Here is a 20,941-nt window from a genome sequence, read left to right on the forward strand (position 1 = left end):
TTATAGAAAGAGCGATTAGCTCATTTTGAAACTGACGAGATAAAATATCTCATTGTTTGATTTTGCGAACAAAATCAATTTACTCACTCGTTGTTCAGTTTTCAAAGATCAAATTCTTTTTCACTGCGTTTTTCAGCAGCTATAAGATCATATCATGTTCATTCCAAAATTGCAAGGGTTATTTTTTTTCTTTTTTTCGAAGATCATTTCACCCTGCTTATTCTCTTTTGAAACGGCTGTTTTGTTGTCAGCCCAAATAATATATCACATATCCAAGCAACTTAGCAAGCACTTTCTTCATTTTTTTATTTTATGAATAAATCCACTCATTTTCTGCTACGTTAAATCAGTCAAGGGGCTAGCTGCCCCCTCACTAGCTGGTGACTCCCTCTGGTTCGAACACCTCTGCTGGCCAGTGTAGCTCCACACCTTGGCGAAGAAGAATATTTTGAAAACGTCCAAGATGTTCTTCTGACCGACTCACTTCAAAAGGATATACTCCGTTGGAGACACAGTAAGCCGCCAAGCTTCCCGACGCTTCTCCTATATTCCATTCTGTAGGATGCAGCCGGTAGCAACCATTGGCTATTTGAGTCATCCCTATATTTTTGCAAGCAGGAAGTAAATTACGAACTCTCACAGGAATCAGTGAACCCAATGGAATTTCATAAGGATAGTTAGGGATATAAAAGGTTCGCTGAGATACCGTAGTCGGATGAAGATCTAAATGATAGCTGCCCACACCTACACTGTCTGAATACCGTTTGGGTCCCTCCTTACCCCGAAGCTCACGACTTACATCAAACTCTGAGATCGTATACCTGGCCTTAATCCTACGCGACTCGCGAATATAAGCCGTTTTAGCCAGCCCGTCAGAAGTCCCAAGAAAATCACCCCGTGGTCGAATTCCTGGATAGCCGAAACCTCCATCTAAGCGGGGAGCTTCAGTTTGAAGCCAATATATTAATGAACGGGTCAACTCACGCGCTCCTTCGCGATGTTTTGCCTGCTCCTGAGCGGTGACGCCGATCAATGGTCCTAGGTAATAATCATTTTGCGCCCAGTTTAAAAGAGTAACCTCGCCATCGTTTAGCGGTTCGCTCCATATGGAAGGATCTACGATACGACGATAATCCCATAAGGATACAATACCCTGATCGTTAGGGAATAATGTGAACTGTTTTAGCTTACTGGTATCATCTGCATCTGTAGCAAACCAGCTCAAAATCGGAAAACGGGAAAATGACGGGATATAATTCCTCCAGAAATCGTATTGCTGCGGTCGCTCTATAATGAAGCTTTCCTGGGGGATATAGTCTACAGCAGCCACATGTGTGATAGATTGCATATCAAGAGGATTAGCACACTCCAGTGCGTGAGGCTCCCCCGTTGCAGCCCGTGACTCTGCTCCACTCGTATGCTCCACACCCGCCATGGGAAGGAGATCGCCACACTCTGTGGCATCCAGATAAAACGTTCCATGCAGCACTCTGAGGCCACTCTTATGATCAGGGTTATGCGAGGTACGGACGGTAACAGAAGTAATACAATCCCCATCTGTCTGAGCAGCAATAGGCACGGTGTGATAATATACACGAACGCGTCCCGTATTTAAGTAAGGAGCAAGCATATCCTCAAGCACCTGTAGAGCTACCCGTGGTTCATGGGCCAGACGACTTACCCAGCCGTTCCCAGGATTAAGAATCGGATCATTGTAGGCTTCTTCGGTTAACGGATAGTTCTGACGGTAATACTCGCGTACACGATTGCGGAACTGACGATATGTTGCTGTGCAACCAAACTGTTCGATCCAGCGGTGCTCATCTGGGGGAACAGCCTGTGAAGTTAATTGCCCTCCCAACCAGTCCGTCTCCTCTGTCATGATGACTCTCATACCAGCTTTCGCCGCCGCAAGGGTTGCCGATGTCCCTCCCAGACCTCCGCCAATCACAACAACATCGGCATCAAGCCGTTTTTGCGTCATGGTTCGTTCCCCTTTCATTTTGTACTAAGATTCCATCACTTCAAAAGCTAGTCTAGCAGCGCCGATGAATCCAGCGCGATTGCCCAACATTGCCCGACTTACTTCTGTTTGAACTCCCAGTTGGTACAAATGCTTTTCCAGCAAGGGCCACCATACCTCTCCCGCATCCGCTACTCCTCCCCCAACAATGATCAACTCAGGATCAAGGGTCACCGAAATATTAGCCAGAAGCACAGCTAAATCTGCCGTGTAGTCATCCAGTGCCTGAATAGTCTTCAGATTGCCGTGAGCGGCCTCTGTCACAATCTCGTTCCCCGAACGGTACAATTGTCCGGTGTATTCACTGCCTCGACGTAACAGGGCACTACCTGATACGTATTGCTCGGCACATCCCTTTTTCCCGCAATTACAAGGGTGACCTTCGGGAAATAAAATACTGTGCCCCCAATCGCCGCCGCTCCAGTGGGCCCCTCTACACAAGAGGCCATTTTCCATATACGCGCCTCCGACCCCTGTTCCCAAGGTGAGCATGACCAAGCGCTGTTTGCCCTTCCCGGCTCCCTGCCACGCTTCTCCAAGTAACGCAGCGTTCGCATCATTATCTGCAACCGCACGTAGAGCCAGCTTTTCTCTAGCCCACTCCACCAAGGATGTACCCTGCCAGCCAGGCAGGTTATCTGTGGCATATACAACTTCACCGCTCTCCACGTTCACTCTGCCAGCAGTAGCAATGCCTAAAGCGCCTATGCCTATAGATGTACTCACACTGGTATCTCCAAAAGAACGCATCAGTCCGAATACAGCCTCAGACACACGCGACAACACCCATTCACGCCCACGTGAGGCATCTGTATCCATTCGAATTTCATCAAGTACCGATCCATCCCGCGCCACTATGGCGGCCTTTACGGAAGTTCCTCCAATGTCGATCCCAATGACTTTGTTCAATGCAACTGCCACCACCATATCCTCCTTGTTCCCCCACATAAAACCTTACGAGCTCTTAGCACAAACCTTCTATGGATAGAAAAACATGATGAACTGTCGGAGCGTGCCCTATTCCAATCCGCAATCGCAGAATTTCAATAACTTCGTTCAATCACCGCTCTCGCTGTTTTTTCCTTCATCTGTTTGGTGTGACTTGTGTGCTTGCGAGCAAGTCCTTCGCAGATGAGGTCAATCACGAATAGCTGTGAGATTTTGGCGCCGATTGAACCGCCTTCTATCGGAGCTTCCTTCCCTGCGGTCAGTAAAACAATATCTGCAATGGAGGTAATAGGTGATTTTGCATAATTCGTAATTGCGATAACTGTTGCTCCGTTCTGCTTGGCCTTGTGCAGCATGTCGTTGGTATCCAGTGTACTTCCTGATACACTGATGCCAATAGCGACATCACCAGGGCTCATGGACACGGCCATCATCGACTGAATATGTCCGTCTGCCACAGCCTCGGCGCGCCGCCCAATCCGCAAGAATCGGTTTTTAGCATCCTGTGCGGAAATTCCCGATGCACCTACACCGAAAAATTGAACATAACCCGCTTGATCGAGACACGCTATCGCACGACTAAGCTCCGAACGGTCCAAGAGCCCCATACTGGAGTGCAAAATATCGAGCATATTGTGATACACCGTGCGGGTAATATCATGTTCGTGATCTGGGTCGATGTTCTCCTCGCTCATATCGGTTTTTCGATAAGTCTGGTTTTGCGCCAGCGACAGTCGGAAATCCTGATACCCTTTAAAACCAATTTTCCGACAAAAACGCATAACCGTCGTTTCGCCTGTACCTGCAAAGTCAGCCAGCTCCGTCACGGAGAAATATATGATGTCAGCGGGGCACTCCAGTACGCACAAAGCGACTTTTTGCTCCGATTTCGTTAATGAAGGATAATACGTGTTAATTCGGTCGTTCATCTCCATAGATGCATTTCACTGCCTTCCTTGCGGCATCGGCAAACCGCTGCGTAATCAATTGGGGTCTAGTAATCGCCGAGCCTACAACCACTGCATGTGCACCCAGCCGAAATGCTTCCTCTACTTGTGCCGGATCATGGAATCTGCCTTCTGCAATGACAGGAACAGGAACCAGCTCTGATGCTCTCCGCACCAATTCCAGGTCTGGACCATCTATCTGAATAGAATATGACGTATAACCGGATAACGTCGTGGACACGCAGCCTACACCAAGGGAAGCCGCATGAAGCGCCTCCTCCAGTGTCGATATATCCGCCATGGAGGTGACTCCGTGCTCATGAGCGTAATCTATGAGTTGCTTCAGCTTGCCCCCCTCTGGGCGCGATCGTAATGTGGCATCCAGCGCAATGATATCCGCACCTGCCTCCACCAGTTCCTCCATTTCACGGAGGGTAGGCGTAATGTAAATATCAGAATCATCATAATCCCGTTTAATCAAACCAATGACTGGTAGAGGGATCGCCTGTTTAATCGCACGTACATCCGATGCACCATTGGCACGAATCGCTACAGCTCCACCCTCCTGTGCAGCACGTGCCATTTTGACCATAAAATCTGTTCCATGCAACGGTTCGCCAGGTAGCGCCTGACAGGAAACGATCAGTCCATGCCGAACCTTGGATAATATTGCTTCCATCTCCATAGGAATCACTCCCTCTCCTCAGCATAATGCCGAACGGTCAATCCAACTTCAAAGGTTCGGTTCCACGGCATGTAGCAATCTGTAATTTCCACGCGACCCTCCGGCCCGTTCACATATTCATCGAGCGCCTGCTCCAGCCGTCCGCGAATAACTGTAGCTACCGATCCTCTAGGTCCATCAAGCATAAACTTGTTAAAACCCATCTGCTCCACAATTCCATTATTCATAGCTGTACGTACCACAGCGCAATAACAGGCATCCTCAGCGTAGCGTAGCCCCAGAAAATCCTGGTGCTCCTCCGTAGGACCATAGCGAACATAAAGCATGGACTGGGCAATGACGGTACCGAGCGTATTAGAACTGGTATTCCAGCCTGCATAGCCTGCCAGCTTAAAAAGCAGTCCTTTTTGCTTCAATAGTCTAAGCAGCTTGAGATCGGCGCCGTTGGCGTAAGCTACATCAGCAATTGCAATATGTTTATTGGCATCATGCTGCATATGAGCACCGTACTCCACCAGTTCTACCAGATTCCGATGTACATCATATCCGGCCATCGCATGCTGCTGGGATGAAGCTTCTGCCATCGTGTCACCAGGTGTGTTGGTCAGCAAAATCAAATCAGCCTCCGCTGCTGAGGAAGCAATCAGCCCACCTGCCGCTATAATCTGATACTTTAACGTTTCGTAAAAATAACGATCCTCAAAAAGCGGGACCACGAACGCCCCCTGCAAAGCAGACAATCGAGGATATACCAGTGGAACTACATGATTCGTCCGATTCACCCAACGAGCTAGCAACGTACAACCCACTTCGTCTGCCCCCGGATACATGTATACTTTCAAATCTAGCCCAAGCTCGGAAATACGACTTCTTAGTCGCTGTTGATCCTTGGCGGTATAGCCGTAGGGAGCCGAATCATCCTGTGGAATGATCAGAAAATCAATCACGCCTTCTGCTACCAGTTCCAGTGCTACTTGATTAGCTTCCAAATTCACACGGCGACGCCCTAGATAATCGTCTAAAATCTCTATAGGCAAACGCTCGTCGATGTCCGCTAATTCCAGCAACTCTTCTGCGGTAGCAATCACTAGCTCCTGACGATGCTCAATGAAACCCTTTCTGAATATCTCACGACCCCAATCAGCATAGTAGTCTGGTTCCTCATCAGCCAAAGAGTATTGCGGACAACGCATAATCAATTGAAAGGCATACAAAGTCAGTTGCGGGTATAGCTGCTTCAACCTGCGAAGACGATTAGCCCTGTCCCTGACCTGCTCACTCGACATTCCGTGTAGCCGGGAGGGTACGATTCCCCCGTACAGCAGCGTATCCATCGCAATAATCGCTCCATCAGCAGTCGCCGCACGTTCTTCGAGCCACGTCCATAGCCTGGTCGTATCACCAGGGATTTTCTTTTGTCCCATCCATTCTAAAGGAGGGCGCTCCATTTCAAGGTCTGTGCCCTGTGCTAGTAAGTAAGGAAATTGATAATTGCAGGGCCGCTCATCCAGCGGTACAAAAAGTAATCGGGTATTTGGCTTCACCATACGCTCCACCTCTCCTGGAAATTACCGTTATTCTAACGGCAAATGGTAATTTTCAAGGCAGCTATGCTGTCTTGTTTCTTAACCATCACCAATTCTCACAAGATCAGTCGATATTTGCCTTGTTCATCCTGATCGACATAGCCCCACTGCACGGCGGCACGGATCGCCGGATTGCTCCCCAGTCGAGTCTCTGCTTCTAGGCAAGCCGTGATACCGCGTCGTAGTTCGTCCACGGCCTCGTCCGTCAGAGGCGGCGGCTTTTGTCCGCCAGTTGCTTCGCTCTGCATGAGGTTTCCTAGCGACTGCACATCGTTCTGGCGCTCGTTGCCTAGCGCAGCTTGGCGCAGCACTTGCCACAGGTCCACATCCAACTTGGCACGTTCCAGCCAAGGCGTAGCCTGTGCCACGAAGCCTGCCGCCGCATCATTGGCAGATATATTCTGTAGGACGCTCACAACGTGAAGCAGCCGCTCGAAGTAGATATCCAGCGCAGGGATATCGCGCATTTGCAAGGCAAGGTCCACGTCCTCATACGTGTTGCCGCCCAGTCGGCTGTTCTTGTTTTGGCGACAGAAAAACATCAGTTCATCTGCATGCTCCCCCGCTAACTCCCGCACAGCCCATTCCCATGACAGCCCCGGCATATAACGCTCACTGTTCCACATATAGTGGGACATCGTAATGAGCGTCACCTTGGAGCACTCCCATTGGTTCATCGGGTTGGCCACCATGCCGGTATGTCCGCAAGCTGGAAGCCTGGAATACCGTCCGCGCAGCGGATCGAGGAATAACCGATCATGGTCACAATCATTCACCGGGATGTTATCCCATAACCACAGCTCATGCCCATAGAATGCATGATTATCGGCAGCATGCTGGCGACCAATCTGTGGAGCAAATACAAAGTATCCCGTCCAGAATACCTTAATATCTGGATGCAATCGCTCCCGGAAATCCTTTTTGTATTCGGTATCCCAATAGGACCAATATTCCGAAGGGCAGACTGTCAGTGTAAATTCAGGCAGACGTTCAGCCAACCAAGTATGAACCTTGTTCGTCAAGAAGACATGAGCGTGACCCGAACGGCCCAGCAAATGCCGATTTTCCCCTTTAAGGACGTAATCAATATCATCCATTAATACAGAAAAATGACGTACGCCTATCGCTATCATGGCTGCCAGCTTCTCCGTCAATTTGAGAAAATCTTCATCGCTGCCAAAGTTCAGGTCATTCCCTGGGCTGATACAATAATGAAAATCAATCTCGTGTCGTTCACAGGCTTCCTTTAATTCGCAGATTTGGGCAAACATCTCCTCAGGGTACGGTTCCCTCCATAGCTCACGATGATAGGGATCATCCTTGGGAGCATACATGAACGTGTTCATCCGATGCGCAGCCATAAAACGGACGGCATCCAGCCGATCCGCGAAACTCCACGGTTTCCCGTAGAAGCCTTCAATGATTCCTCTGACCGGAAAGGAGGGCTCATCCCGAATAGACATCACCGGCAACGTACATCGTTCCTGTTCTACTTGAAGCAGGAGATGCAGGGCATCCATGCCGTATTTGAGCCCTCTTTTATTGGATGCATGGATTTCAATTCTCCCTTCCTTCTGAATGTCCAAACGATATCCATCGGCAGTAAGCGTTCCGTCATATTCGAGCATCAACTGCACGCTTCCCCTTGTTTCAGTCGGAACACCGGGCCCCGGAGGTGCAATGAGTCGGATCGGTCCCTCGGGGTCAAGCACACCTTCATACTCCTGATTCATTGCAAAGCGAGAGGACAGTTCACAGATCAGGTTCGGTTCAGCGATAACCAGTTTGTCCCCACTGTCATACACATCACGAAAATAATATTGAACCTCCTGTGGTATTAGCCCTACATCCGAATTAGGTCTCATTCTTTTGGACAGTTCCATCGCAATCGTCTCCTTCCATTTACGGGCTCTCCGTAGCCGAGACTTCTGAATTATCCTTTCACCGCTCCCGCCAAGCCTTCCATATAATAGCGCTGCGTGAACAGGAACAATATAATGATCGGCAATACCGAAATCATTGTGCCTGCAGCAATCCAGCCAAAATTATAGGCAAACTGACCATTGAGATACGTAAGTGCAGCTGCCAGCGGGTATAGCTCCGTATCGTTTAGAATAACGATAGGCCACAGGAAGCTGTTCCAGAACGACATGGCCTCCAACAGAGAAATCACAGCAAGCGCCGGCTTGACCAGTGGAAGCACCAGCTGCCACCAAATTCGAAACTCCGAAGCGCCATCCATTTTACCTGAATCACGCACATCGGCGGGGATATGAATAAACGTCTGCCGCATTAGAAAAATGTTGAACACAGAGACTGCCCCGGGCAACACCACACCCATATATGTATTGCCCAGATGAAGCCCTTGAATGGTCAGATAATGCACAATAAATGCCGTGTAAGAAGGAATAATCATTGTAGCAATCAGCAGCGTAAACACCACATTTTTACCCTTAAAACGAAACACAGCCAAGGGATATCCCGTCAAACTGGCCAGTACCACATTGAGCACAACGCCCAACACCGTAATGATGACCGTATTTAGCATATATTTAGGAAAATCCATGAACTGCCACACCTGAACATAGTTGTTGAAATCAATAAAGGTCGGGAAGATCGCAGGCGGCGTTGAAAAAATATTACGGCCTGGCATGAGGGATACACTAAGCAGCCATAGAAACGGTCCCATCAAAAAGAGGGCTAGCAGCACTAAAAGCACATACATTACCGTCATTCTGATCACTCGACCAAGACTACGCATGATGCGACTGCTTTCTTTTTTAGGAAGAGACGAGCGTAGCATTTTATCATTCTGTAGATTCATCAATAGGGATTGACACCGCCTTTCCTATTGAATCGGAATACAATAATACTAAGTACCGCAATCATTGCACCGACAATTAAGCCAAGTGCCGAAGCGTACCCAAAATTAAACTGCTCCATCCCCTTTTGAAAAATATACAAGCTGGATGTCAACGTGGCCGTTCCCGGTCCACCCTTGGTTAACACATATACCTCATCAAATACGCGAATAGCTGACATGAGCGATATGAGGGTACAAAACAGAACGTATGGCTTCAGCAGCGGAAGTGTAATATGAACAATCAGACGCCATCGACTGGCTCCATCCACCCTAGCGGCTTCGTACAGATCTTGAGGAATGTTTTGTAATCCTGCCAGATAGAGCATCATATAATACCCGAGTCCCTTCCACATCGTGATGAACATCAGTACATACAAGGCTAAATTGCTGTCCGATAACCAGTGTATGTCTTTGCTAATCAAACCGACTTGTATAAGCAAATAGTTCACTACGCTGTTATTGCCCAACAGCCAGCTCCAAATTAAGGCCACAGCTACCATCGAAGTCACAACAGGGATGTAGTAGGTCGTACGAAATATTTTAATTCCGGGGATACGACTGTTCACCAGCACAGCCATCAGGATAGAGAATATTTGAAGAAAGGGAACAATGAGCACGTACAACAATGAGTTCCAAATCGAAATAAGAAAGTTACGGTCCTTAAACGCTGCTTCAAAATTATCCAGGCCGACAAAATGGGTATCTGATATGACAGAGTAGTCCGTCAATGCCAGCGGAATGCTGTAAATAATAGGCCAAAATACAAAGACGGCAAGCAATAACAGTCCCGGCGTCATAAAGGCCCAGGCCGTAAAGGACTCCGACCTCAACCATTTGATCATGCTGCATCACCACCTGATTTTGATAAATGAACAGGGGAGTATTCGCATTACTCCCCTGTCATACCTATTGCTTTAAAATATCATTCACTTCCTGCTCCAAGGCAGTAAGCGTCTCCTTCGTATTACTTCCGTTCAATAAAATATTTTGCAAGGCTCGCGCGATCGCGCTGTTCACATCCTTGGCATTAGGCACACCGACCATATAATCTGTCGCCTTATCCAAGCTTTGTGCAGATACTACCTTGGCTTGTGCCTCTAATGATTGGTCAGACTGAGTAAAATACGGGTCTTTAATCGATTCTTTCGTGGAAGGTAGTGTATTGGCCTCTTTAGAAAATGCCGTTTGACTCTCTGCATTTGTTAAGAAAACAGCAAATTTCACCGCCTCGTCTATATGTGCAGACTTGGTAGGTACGACCAGGTCCATAGAGTTGGAAAGCCGCAAATCAGCTTTGCCGGTTGGGACGGGAACAGCAATCGTATTTTTATATACGTCCGGCGCTGCCGTTTTGATAAAATTAATGAACGTTGGGCCAGCCAGCTCGAAGGCAACCTGCTCTCCGGCATAATATTTCACTTGCTGTGAGAAGTCAGCATCTTCCTTGAGCACGACACCATCTTCCATCTGTTTTTTTAGATTATCAATCATGGTGACTGCGTCTGGTGTGTTGAATGCAGCTGCTGTCTTTTCTTTATTTAAGATAGGAATACCGTCAACCGCAAAAAGCTTGGATACAAGCTGCTGAGCATAGCCGGCCTTACCGATTTTTCTATTGATTTGGCGGCCCCATTCTGACAATTCCTCCCGTGTTTTGGGCGGATGGGCAGGGTCCAATCCAGCAGCTTTAACTAGCTTTGTATTCATGTAAAGCACTTCCGTGCCTGTATACCAGGGTAGTGCATAAGCTTTACCGTTAATAACAGTCGAATTATAAATACCTTCGAAATAAGCAGCCTTTTCCTCAGGCGACAAGTGTTCATTCATATCAACAACAGCGCCTTTAGAGCCCATTTGGCTAGCAAATTCCGTATTGAGATTCACTACATCCGGACTGCTGTTGCTAGCGATACTCGTCAACAACTTATTGGTCACTGCATCATACGGGTAATCCTTCCAATCAATTTTGACATTAGGGTTCTTCTGCTCATAATCGGCAATAACCCGATTAAAATACGGGGTAAATGTAGGTTGTAGCGCAATGGTCCAAAATTGGAGTGTCACTTTCCCTCCGTCTACCTTTTCCGGCTTTGAGCCTCCGCCACCGCAGCCGCTCAGCAGTACAACCAGCGCCAGCATAGATACAAGCAACCGTAACCTGCCTTTCGCTTTCTTTGTCACATGGTGACCCCCTTGTTCTTAGTTGATTAAGGTAAATTATAACAGAAATACCGTTATAGAAGGAACATTTTTTCAATAAAATAAATTTAGAAGGAATAATTTTTCTTTTATTGGATACAAAAAAGACGCCTCTTCAATAGAGACGCCATGTTTGCCAAATCAACCCACAGAGGATTCATATCTATTAATAATATGGAGCCATGAAAACGTACACCAAAACTCCAGTCAAGCTCACATATAGCCAAATAGGCATCGTCCAACGGGCAATTTTACGATGTTTTGCTACCTGCATCGTCCATCCCCATACAACTGTGAATAGCGCCAACGGTACGATAATCGCCGCGAGTATACTATGCGAAATCAACAGCGTAAAGTAAATCGGCCGAAGGATACCCACACCGCCATATTTTGCAGTTTCCGGTGAAATGTAATGGAAGGTCAGATAGGAAAATAAAAACAAAACGGTACTGGCGAAGGCCAGCAGAATAAAGGTTTTATGCACCTTAATGTTTTTCTTGAAAATCGCAACCAATGCAGCCACCAAGAAAATAAATGTGAAGCTGTTAAAAATCGCATTCAACCTTGGGAAAATAGTGAGATCAAAACTAACACTCCCCTGGTATCCGATCGGCGAAAAGAACAGCAGCAAAATAATCACATTGGCTATAATGGAAACGGTGATAATCAAGGCTGTAAAATTACGATTGCTCGTTGGAACGTACTGCTTGTCCTCACTCGCTTTATTCATCATGAGCGTCTCCTTCGTTTAAATTCAGGTTTTCGTTATTTTTGCGGTCATAACCATAATATATTATATAGAACTCATAGATAGCCTGTGAAGTGACAACAGTATGAACAATTTCACAGCCATTCTCCAGGAAATATGCTTCATCGATTTGGGAACCACTCTTACTTCCCAATATCAACGGTAGAATGCATTCATTTTACAAGCTTTATGCACACAAAAAACACCGGGAAGGGATCGTTCCCCACTCCGGTGTTGTGTCGGCTATGCAATAACGCGCCTTGATAGCAATATTCATTGCTGCCAGACGTCACTGTATTCCTGATGGCGCTTGAACAGAGCCAGCGCATACGAGCAAGCCGGGATCACCTTTTTATGCTGTTCCCTCGCCATAGCAACAACTTTGTCGATGAGCTCCTTGCCAATTTTTTGACCCCGTAACTGTTCAGATACAAATGTATGGTCAATGACCAGAGAGTGGTCATCTACAGATTTATAACCTACTTCTGCAACTACCTGTCCATCATCCACCATGACTACTGCATGGTCCTCCTCGCGAATTTGTCTCATGAGACCAATCCCCTTTCTGACTGAAGAAATGCCGTAACGACTCCATGCGAACGAACGCTGCATTCACTTGTTACCCACGCTAGATATCCTTATCATTCCCCTATTTAGGGGACAGCGAAACATCCATACATAAAAAAGGAACTATCGTCGACACTATATTTATTCCAATTAAGGTAAAGGGAGGTGCTGTATTGGGTACGGAAATGAAACCTGTCATCCCGTTTGAACCAGAACTGAGTGAAAAAGTCCCTATAGATGCAGGCCCTTGGCGTTACGAAATAAAATGGGACGGTACAAGAATTTTAACGTATCACGACCAGGGCAACACGCGTCTGTTCAATCGTAAGCAGCATGAACGAACGCTGTTGTACCCGGAGCTTGCTCGCTTCTCCTCCTACTGTAGGGCAGATTCAGTCATACTGGACGGGGAGATGATCGCACTTGGTGCCGACGGTAAACCGTCGTTCCATGAAATTATGCGCCGGGATCTGATTCGCCGAACGGAGCGAATTCAGGCAGCCTATGAAGCCGTACCCGCTACTTACATGTTGTTTGACATTGTATATCTAAATGGGGAATGGGTTCATCGCAAACCGTTACAGGAAAGGCTTGAACTGCTGCATCAGATCATCATACCGAATGAACGGATCCAACTGGCTCCTGCTCATCCTGATGGACAGGCTCTTTTTCAGGTTATGTGCAGCCAAGGAATGGAAGGTATTGTGTGCAAAAAACTGGATAGTCCCTACACATTGGGCGGACAGGACAGACGATGGGTCAAGGTCAAAAATTATGGCGATATCATTGCCGTTATCGGTGGCTATACCCTGAACGGAGGTGTGATCAACGCTGTATTGCTGGGCCAGTATGATAAGCAAGGAATGCTGCGCTATATCGGGCACGTGGGTACAGGTAAGCTGACTCGTGGAGATTGGCGTCAGCTTACCGAGCGCCTGATGCCACATACTCTATCGGAGCGACCTTTTATTAACAAACCGGATCGGCATCAAGACGCATTTTGGGTGAAGCCCATGTTTACCGCCAAAATTCAATATAGTGAGTGGCGGTGGCAAGAAGGACGTACCTTGCGTCAGCCCTCCATCCAAGCTCTTGTGGATCAAGGTATTGAACAGTGCATCGGACCCTGGAAGTGACGTTTTGCCGATACTTTTTCAAAAAATGCAGAACAAAGTTTGTATAAATCATTGCAACCAGTGGTTAATTAAATTACAGTTAACTAATTAACTACATCGAGGTGGATCGCATGTTCTTTTTTTTGGACTCCGAAATTCGTCAACTGGCCTATAACCTATTTCCAGGTGGCAATAAACCGATTGGTGTTTTGGTAGATTTATTTTCTATAACATACGAAATAAGAAAAAATATGGAAAAACGTTCACGTGAGTTTGGTCTCTCCTATGGGCAATATATTGCACTTTGTGTACTTTCTGCGCAAAGAGATGAAATGTCATCTCCTTCAGCGTTGGCTGAAAAGATGGGTGTCAGCCGGGCAGCCATCAGTTCTATGGTCATTTCTCTTGAGCAAGAAGGATTCATAAATAAATACGACGATCCCAATGACAAGCGGGGAGTTTTTGTTTCTCTGAATGATAAAGGAAGAAGTAAAATCCAGCAGATGGACCCTTTTTTCATAGGGCTGGCTTCACGTCTGATGTCAGACTTTACTGAATCGGAACTCTGCCAGTTTCAGACCTATTTGTCACGCGTACGAGATGCTTTTGAAGATGTTAAAGGTTCGCGTCTAACCACCCCCAGCGCCCTCAGAGAGGAGAAAGACAAATGGTGCGAAGACTAAGACAAAATCTGTTCGTCAAACTTGCCCGCAGATCGGCTGGTCGAATGATAACAGCATCCGATTTTAAGCCTTCGCATGCTCCCAAAGTACATCGGACTGAGAGAATGATCCCCACCTCTGTAGGTGATTCCAGGGTAATTGTATATGAACCTTCCCTCCGGTCTGCTGATCCACTCCCTGTATTCGTCAATTTTCATGGTAGCGGATTCATAATGGGCAGCGCTGAAATGGATGACCCCTGGTGCCCGGTCATTGCCGAACGAGCGAATTGTGTCGTCGTTAATGTCGATTATCGCTTGGCCCCGGAGCATAAATTCCCTATTCCGCTACAGGAAAGTTATGATGTGACCCAATGGGTGTACAAGCATCCTGACGTACTAAACATCGATCCCCAACGCATTGCGGTCGGCGGACATAGTGCAGGAGGTAATCTTGCAGCAGCGCTGTGTCTTATGGCCCGGGATCGCAAAGAATTCCCAATTGTGTATCAGGTGCTGGATTACCCATCACTGGATATTGCTACAGATCCCAAGCTGAAGCCCCAATTTGAGAAGGCGATCCCGCCTCGCGTGGCAAAAATCTTCAATGAAAGCTATTTGCGCTCGCCAGATGAGGCACGAAATCCGTTGGTTTCTCCTATTTATGCAGAATCGCTGCATGATCTTCCTCCTGCGCTGATCATAACAGCCGAGTTGGACTCCTTGGCTGAGGAAGCTGAGCTGTACGCCAAGCGGCTGATTGAAGCGGATGTGCCCGTAACATATAAGAAATATATGGGCGCCGCACATGCTTTTACTCATAGCGGGGATCTCGCTGTAGCTGAAAGTGCCTGGCACCTGATGAGCGACCAGTTGAAGTTGGCATTTGAATTTCGTATCGAGGACACTCTGGCAGAGCTGAAGAAATAAAAATAAAAATAAGCCTCCTACTTCCACTGCCCTCATGCAGTCGGGTTCAGGAGGCTTATTTTTTATCATTACAAACTGTTAAAAGCTTCAGTCAATACAGGTACAATTTGCGATTTGCGCGATACGACGCCTTTCAGAACAGCCTTGTTGTCATCCAACTGTACATTGTAGGCTTTTTCAACTGCCTGAGCCTGGCTTCCCAGCGCAATACCAATGGAATCACTGTTCACAATGTCTGTTACGACGAACAAGAACAGATCAAGATTTTTGGCTGCAATGGTTTGGGACAAAGCAGCTTCCAGATCAGCTTGACGGGACAATACGTCGTTTACGTCTACTGCGTTCACTTGTGCGATTTCCACTTTGCGTCCATTCATCTGGAATTCTTTGGCGTCCAAGCTTACTAACTGCTCAATCGTGTGGCCACTCAAATCAGCACCCGCTTTAAGCAAGTCAAAACCGTAACGGTCTGCATCCACACCAGCAATTTCAGCCAGTTCGCGGGCAGCGGCTACATCCTGATCTGTGCAAGTCGGGGACTTGAACAACAGGGAATCAGAAATAATCGCGGACAACATCAGACCTGCGATTTCTTTGGGAATGGCTACACCATTTTCCTTGTAGAGCTTGTTCAAAATGGTGGCTGTGCAACCTACTGGCTCAGCACGGAAGTACAGCGGCTGGCTTGTTTCAAAGTTAGCGATCCGGTGGTGATCGATGACTTCAGTTACGCGCACCTTGTCAATGTCAGTCGCGCTTTGCTGACGTTCATTATGATCGACCAGAATGACGCTGTCTGTTTCGGCAGCAACCTGCTCAACCAGACGCGGCGCGCTCACTTTGAAATAATCCAGCGCATACTGCGTTTCCCCGTTAACCTCGCCCAGACGAACCGGCTCTACGTCCGCGCCCAGTTTGGTTTTCAAGTCTGCATAAGCAATAGCTGAGCAAATGGTATCCGTATCCGGATTTTTATGCCCAAAAATCAATGTTTTTGCCAACATAATCGACTCCTTCACCTTAAGCATTTTACGTGATTGTGTAACCTCAACAATTCCAATGCAGATTATATCATTAAATCTTGCATTCTCCCATTCCTCTTCGATTGATTTCAAAAATAATCTAGTAAATTCATAACATTTCCATGGAATCTATATGTGAAGTTAACCTTATTTTTTCTAAAAATATAAAAAACATATAGTAATATATCCCACCAATATGGTAAGATATGCCTCAAAACTGGCAAGTTAGTCACCAGTGGTCAATTCTATTATTTTAGATATTAAGGGAGGCGTGAGAACAACGGCAGTGGCTTCAAATCCTAGTATGTAGAGATATCATATTTTGATTGAAAAGAGGGAAATCTTTGAAAAAGCCGATCATTTTGCAAAAAATACCTGTCGTATCACTCGCTCTTGCCTTGACGGTAAGCTTATCTCTACCGTCTTTCAGTTCTGCCGCTACTGCAGATCTGCCAATCGACTCATTTTTAAAAGCTCAGGAAGCATTAACTATTGAGTCGGCTCCAGCCTTTATCTCACCTGAGCTGAGCACAGACTCCTCTCGTCAGGTCAGAGTCATCGTACAGCTTGATGGTGAGCCCCTAGCTGTGGACAAATATGCCGCACGTTCAAGCGCCAAAGCTTTCACCGCTCAATCCGAGCAAAAAGCCGAATCTGCGATCGCCACCGAGCAAACAACGTTCGTAGACCAAGCCGCTGAGCACGGCATTTCCCTTCAAGTGAATTACCAGTACAATACGGTGCTTAACGGACTGGAGGTTACAGTGCCAGCCAATAAAATTCCAGAATTGGCTAAACTACCAGGCGTTAAATCCATTCACGAAAACAAAACGTATTATTCCATCCCCGTGCAGGACCCGCCAACACTTACAGCCAATGAAGCCACTTATGACAACGCACCACTGGACCAAATTGGTGTGCCTGAAGCCTGGGCCAAAGGATTGCATGGCGAGGGAATCAAGGTCGGGGTTATTGATACCGGTATTGATTATGAGCATCCAGATTTGAAAGAAGCCTACAAAGGCGGATATGACTCTTTTGAACAGGACAACGACCCTTACGAGGAACCTTTCCTTGAAAAAGAGAATGATCCGTACGGCACAGGTTTTAGTGGAACGACACATGGGACTCATGTCTCCGGTACCATTGCCGGGAAAGCCGCAAATAAATCCTCGGATATTGTGCAAAAAGGGATTGCCTATAAATCGGACTTATACGTGTATAAGGTGCTTGGACGCAATACCAAGACCGGTCGTTCCTCCGGTTCCTCGGCTCAGGTCATTGACGGTATTGAACGTGCTGTCAAGGATGGCATGAATGTCATCAACCTGTCGCTGGGCTCAGATTCTGAAAAAGATCCCAACTCCCCGGATGCCATCGCCATCAATAATGCGGTACTTTCCGGGGTAGTCGCGGTCATCGCGAACGGTAACGCTGCACAACAAGGACCCTATTTTTATTCCATGGGTTCTCCCGCAACATCTCAACTAGCGATTTCCGTTGGTGCAGCCACTTCACCGAGCCATAGCTATTCAAATAAAGCATCCGTCAATCTTGTAACCTATGGTGATGATGAAAAGCCTTTAACAGTTACATCAGATACCTATTACAATTTTAATATGATGGCTTGGCAAACATTTCATGAGGATTTTTCTTCTATTTTGGGGACAGAACCATTGGAATTAGTTTATGCCAATTTGGGATATCCAGATGATTTCACTTCTAAAGATGTAAAAGATAAGGTTGTGATCGTATCGCGTGGCGTCTTGGGCTTCGTAGACAAGATCGCAAACGCACAACAAAATGGTGCAAAGGCTATTATTATTTTTAATGGTCAAGCAAAATCTGGCGACAGCACACAAGCCAATCTGAGTGAAGCTATCCCTGGTTACGATGGTTACATTAATTCAAATCAAGGAGACAATGTAGATTATATCCCTACCTTTGACATGACAGGAAAAGAAGGTAGAGCACTGGCAAGACAAATCATTGAAAGCCAAAACCACAAACAAAAATTCTTTATTGCTTTTGGAGAAGAGTATCGTCGTACTGACAATCCTGGTAATACCATGGCGGGATTTAGCTCCCGCGGACCCAATGGAGATGAACTGCTGAGTATCAAGCCAGACGTAAGCGCACCGGGTGTTGGCATTTTGTCGACGTACCCTGCCTTCGCCAAGTTCTATCCGGATGCATCCTATGAGCAAGCTTACAAACGCAGCAACGGAACGAGTATGGCATCTCCGCATGTGGCTGGACTTGCCGTGCTGCTGAAACAGCAGCATCCGAACTGGACACCGTTTGATATCCGCGCTGCTCTGGCAAACACTTCAGTTACACTCTTTGATGAGGATAAAATCCAATATGATGTGTATTCCCAAGGTGCAGGTCTTGTAAACATTGCAAATGCGATTCAGACTCCAGCCCTACTGGAAACCGTTGAAAAGATTACGATTCTTGACAAGAACTTTAATCGGCAGGAGGTTGTGAATTACAATCCTTCCGCCAGCTTCGGGGTGTTACGACCGGGTAGTGATGCGAAGCAGATCCAGCTTCAGCTCAAAAACTTATCCGCAAACCCTGTGCAGTATGAAGCCAGCTACGTTTTACATGATAATGTCACCTCTGATCCGACTAAGCCTATTGCTACCCCTGATGTGAGCAACATTGCCGTTCAGTTGCAGGGTGTTGGCGCGAATGGAGCCATCTCGGCAGAACCTGGCAAGTCACAACCGTTTTTCCTGTCTGTACAACCAAGTTCGAGTGCAGCTACAGGTGTATATGAAGGAGAGGTTATTTTAAAAAGCGCTGGACAACCGACACTTCATCTTCCGTTCGTTGTGCATGTCGGCAAAGAAAATCCAACGACAGGTTTCGGCTTGCAGGATCTAAGTTTCACGAACCCGATTATTTATCCAAGTCGTACAGGTGCGGAGCGCACAACAGATTTGGCTTTCCGTCTGACCACAGATAAAACCAATCAGATCGCGCTCTATGTATACGGATTAGATGATAAGCTAATCGGTCTGATTGATGGGATTGCCACTACCAAAGAACAAGGAGCTAACGCTCGCCTCAAACAAGGCGCATATTCCTTTAAGGGGATTAACGGAAGTTATGTTGAATTTGATGACAATGGCAAGCCTGTTCTGGATGCTAACGGTCAGCCGGTTATTCAACACTTGAAGGATGGCGTGTACAAGCTGGAAGTCAGCTCTCCAGAACTGAATGAAAAGGGAGAAGTTGAACGTAATACCGATGGTCCTAAACTGTTCACTGCCACGAAATCGATCCGTGTGGATAATAGTGCCGCATCCGGTGGTAGTAGCGGCGGCGGAGGTGGTGGAGGTGGCGGCAGAAGCAATACTACACCTTCTGCTGCAACGAATACATCCACCCCTGTCGCTACATCTGCACCTTCACTGCAAAGCGTAGTGAAGCAAGGACAAGCTGTAAAAACTGTGCCTACAGCCGTTGCGTTAAACAATAATGTACAGTCACTGACAGTAGCTGATGCAGATCTGCAGGCTACCGTGACAGCAGCTGGCTCCAGTCCGACAGCTATCGTATTGTCGGCTACTAGCCAAGCAGGCCAAACGACTAAGGCATCACTCACTTCGTCACAGCTGGCAACACTGGGCAAAGCCGCAGCAGGAAGCAGCCTGATTGTGAGCAATACAGGTTCTTCCCTGGCATTGCCGGTATCTGCTCTAAAAAATGCACCTGAAGGTGCAGGCATTGAAGTGGTCATCAGTAGCCAGGCAGAGGCGAGCGGCACATTTACAAGCAAGCTTAAAGGCTCGAATGTGATCGGCACCCCGGTAGGGTTTGAGGTCAACGTTGTCACTGGTGGCAAGAATCAAGCGCTCAAAGTGGCCCCAGGACAGTTCATTAGCCGATCCTTTACCGTACCTGGTCAAATTGATCCTAATACAGCCGGTGTGCTCTATACGGCGAATGGAAATGTCTATCCTGTTCCATCCGCCTTCACCAAGCAAGCTGATGGATCTACCATCGTTAAGGTAAGTCGTCCAGGCTTCTCCACGTATGCAGCGGCGACACGTCCTGTTAGCTTTGAAGATATTTCATCGTCGTATGCCCAATCCGAAATTCGATCGCTAGCGAATAAGTTGCTAATTAACGGCACAACCGATACAACATTCTCACCGAAGCAAAACGTGACGCGTGCAGAATTTGCAGCCTTGATCACCCGGGCACTTGGCCTGACACCAGGTACTGCTGCACCATTCAGTGATATTCCGGCAGGTAGCTGGTATTCCGGGGATGTGGCAGCCGCATATGAGGCCGGATTGATTACAGGTCGCAATAACGACAAGTTTGATCCGCAAGCAAATATCAGTCGTCAAGAAATTGCTGTTGTGCTGGGCAAAGCAGTGGACTTGCTTCAAATCAAAACAGCAACCGATGGTCCTGCACGCACACCGTACCATGATACTTCATCCTTTGCAGGCTATGCCAAGGACAGTATTGAAAAAGTAAGTGCAGCAGGTATTATTAACGGAGCCACGATCAAAGGCTCTTCCTACTTCCAGCCGAATGCGCCTACAACACGTGAGGCATCTGCCAAGGTGCTGCATGTACTTTTAAAAAAAGCTGCGCTGATTAACTAACAATTAAAAAAGCCCC

At 47.1% G+C, this 20,941-nt stretch carries 16 protein-coding genes; 4 read left to right on the forward strand and 12 right to left on the reverse strand.

Annotation, left to right across the window (positions count from 1 at the left end; translation table 11 throughout):
- Positions 1-373: 373 nt before the first annotated feature.
- The 11 genes from HFD99_RS17240 to HFD99_RS17290 form a co-directional block, all read right to left on the reverse strand.
- On the reverse strand, positions 374-1,984 hold the full coding sequence (locus tag HFD99_RS17240) for an FAD-dependent oxidoreductase (protein ID WP_167440957.1): 1,611 nt from the start codon (positions 1,982-1,984) through the stop codon (positions 374-376).
- Between the two features lie 24 nt (positions 1,985-2,008).
- Positions 2,009-2,950 carry an ROK family protein gene (locus tag HFD99_RS17245; RefSeq protein ID WP_225164891.1) on the reverse strand — a complete coding sequence of 314 codons (942 nt, stop codon included), beginning with the start codon at positions 2,948-2,950 and terminating at the stop codon, positions 2,009-2,011.
- Between the two features lie 116 nt (positions 2,951-3,066).
- On the reverse strand, positions 3,067-3,906 hold the full coding sequence (locus tag HFD99_RS17250; protein WP_016820250.1) for a MurR/RpiR family transcriptional regulator: 840 nt from the start codon (positions 3,904-3,906) through the stop codon (positions 3,067-3,069).
- Positions 3,884-4,603 (reverse strand): N-acetylmannosamine-6-phosphate 2-epimerase, encoded by a 720-nt coding sequence (locus HFD99_RS17255; protein WP_167440959.1) that lies wholly within the window; start codon positions 4,601-4,603, stop codon positions 3,884-3,886. Before HFD99_RS17255 ends, HFD99_RS17250 begins: the two co-directional genes overlap by 23 nt.
- A 5-nt stretch (positions 4,604-4,608) precedes the next feature.
- Positions 4,609-6,150 carry a DUF4127 family protein gene (locus tag HFD99_RS17260; protein WP_167440960.1) on the reverse strand — a complete coding sequence of 514 codons (1,542 nt, stop codon included), beginning with the start codon at positions 6,148-6,150 and terminating at the stop codon, positions 4,609-4,611.
- 95 nt (positions 6,151-6,245) lie between these two features.
- Positions 6,246-8,072, reverse strand: coding sequence for a protein O-GlcNAcase (locus HFD99_RS17265; protein ID WP_167440961.1), 1,827 nt, complete (start codon positions 8,070-8,072; stop codon positions 6,246-6,248).
- Between the two features lie 50 nt (positions 8,073-8,122).
- Positions 8,123-9,013 (reverse strand): carbohydrate ABC transporter permease, encoded by an 891-nt coding sequence (locus tag HFD99_RS17270; protein WP_016820246.1) that lies wholly within the window; start codon positions 9,011-9,013, stop codon positions 8,123-8,125.
- Positions 9,013-9,894, reverse strand: coding sequence for a carbohydrate ABC transporter permease (locus HFD99_RS17275; RefSeq protein WP_016820245.1), 882 nt, complete (start codon positions 9,892-9,894; stop codon positions 9,013-9,015). Before HFD99_RS17275 ends, HFD99_RS17270 begins: the two co-directional genes overlap by 1 nt.
- A gap of 64 nt (positions 9,895-9,958) precedes the next feature.
- Entirely contained in the window at positions 9,959-11,233 is a 1,275-nt protein-coding gene (locus HFD99_RS17280) for an ABC transporter substrate-binding protein (protein ID WP_016820244.1), read from the reverse strand.
- Between the two features lie 184 nt (positions 11,234-11,417).
- Positions 11,418-11,984 (reverse strand): DUF420 domain-containing protein, encoded by a 567-nt coding sequence (locus HFD99_RS17285; RefSeq protein WP_013369012.1) that lies wholly within the window; start codon positions 11,982-11,984, stop codon positions 11,418-11,420.
- Positions 11,985-12,272: 288 nt separating this feature from the next.
- The gene (locus tag HFD99_RS17290) at positions 12,273-12,548 is read right to left on the reverse strand and encodes a GNAT family N-acetyltransferase (protein ID WP_013369011.1); all 276 of its coding nucleotides are present in this window, start codon (positions 12,546-12,548) and stop codon (positions 12,273-12,275) included.
- A gap of 191 nt (positions 12,549-12,739) precedes the next feature.
- Here HFD99_RS17290 and HFD99_RS17295 point away from each other — a divergent pair, with 191 nt between their 5' ends.
- From HFD99_RS17295 to HFD99_RS17305, 3 genes are all read left to right on the forward strand, one after another.
- Positions 12,740-13,702 carry an ATP-dependent DNA ligase gene (locus HFD99_RS17295; RefSeq protein WP_019685886.1) on the forward strand — a complete coding sequence of 321 codons (963 nt, stop codon included), beginning with the start codon at positions 12,740-12,742 and terminating at the stop codon, positions 13,700-13,702.
- 110 nt (positions 13,703-13,812) lie between these two features.
- The gene (locus HFD99_RS17300) at positions 13,813-14,364 is read left to right on the forward strand and encodes a MarR family winged helix-turn-helix transcriptional regulator (protein WP_016820242.1); all 552 of its coding nucleotides are present in this window, start codon (positions 13,813-13,815) and stop codon (positions 14,362-14,364) included.
- On the forward strand, positions 14,349-15,272 hold the full coding sequence (locus HFD99_RS17305; RefSeq protein WP_123796658.1) for an alpha/beta hydrolase: 924 nt from the start codon (positions 14,349-14,351) through the stop codon (positions 15,270-15,272). The genes HFD99_RS17300 and HFD99_RS17305 overlap by 16 nt, the downstream gene beginning before the upstream one ends.
- 68 nt (positions 15,273-15,340) lie before the next feature.
- Here the strand turns inward: HFD99_RS17305 and HFD99_RS17310 are convergent, their stop codons facing one another.
- A complete protein-coding gene (locus HFD99_RS17310) occupies positions 15,341-16,276 on the reverse strand; it encodes a manganese-dependent inorganic pyrophosphatase (RefSeq protein WP_016820240.1) in 936 nt (311 codons plus the stop codon).
- Between the two features lie 362 nt (positions 16,277-16,638).
- On the opposite strand from HFD99_RS17310, the gene HFD99_RS17315 reads away from it, so the two are divergent.
- Positions 16,639-20,925, forward strand: a complete 4,287-nt coding sequence (locus HFD99_RS17315; protein ID WP_123796657.1) for a S8 family serine peptidase — start codon at positions 16,639-16,641, stop codon at positions 20,923-20,925.
- The last annotated feature ends 16 nt before the right edge of the window (positions 20,926-20,941 follow it).

It is taken from the genome of Paenibacillus sp. EKM301P (assembly GCF_011800295.1).
Lineage (GTDB): Bacteria > Bacillota > Bacilli > Paenibacillales > Paenibacillaceae > Paenibacillus > Paenibacillus polymyxa.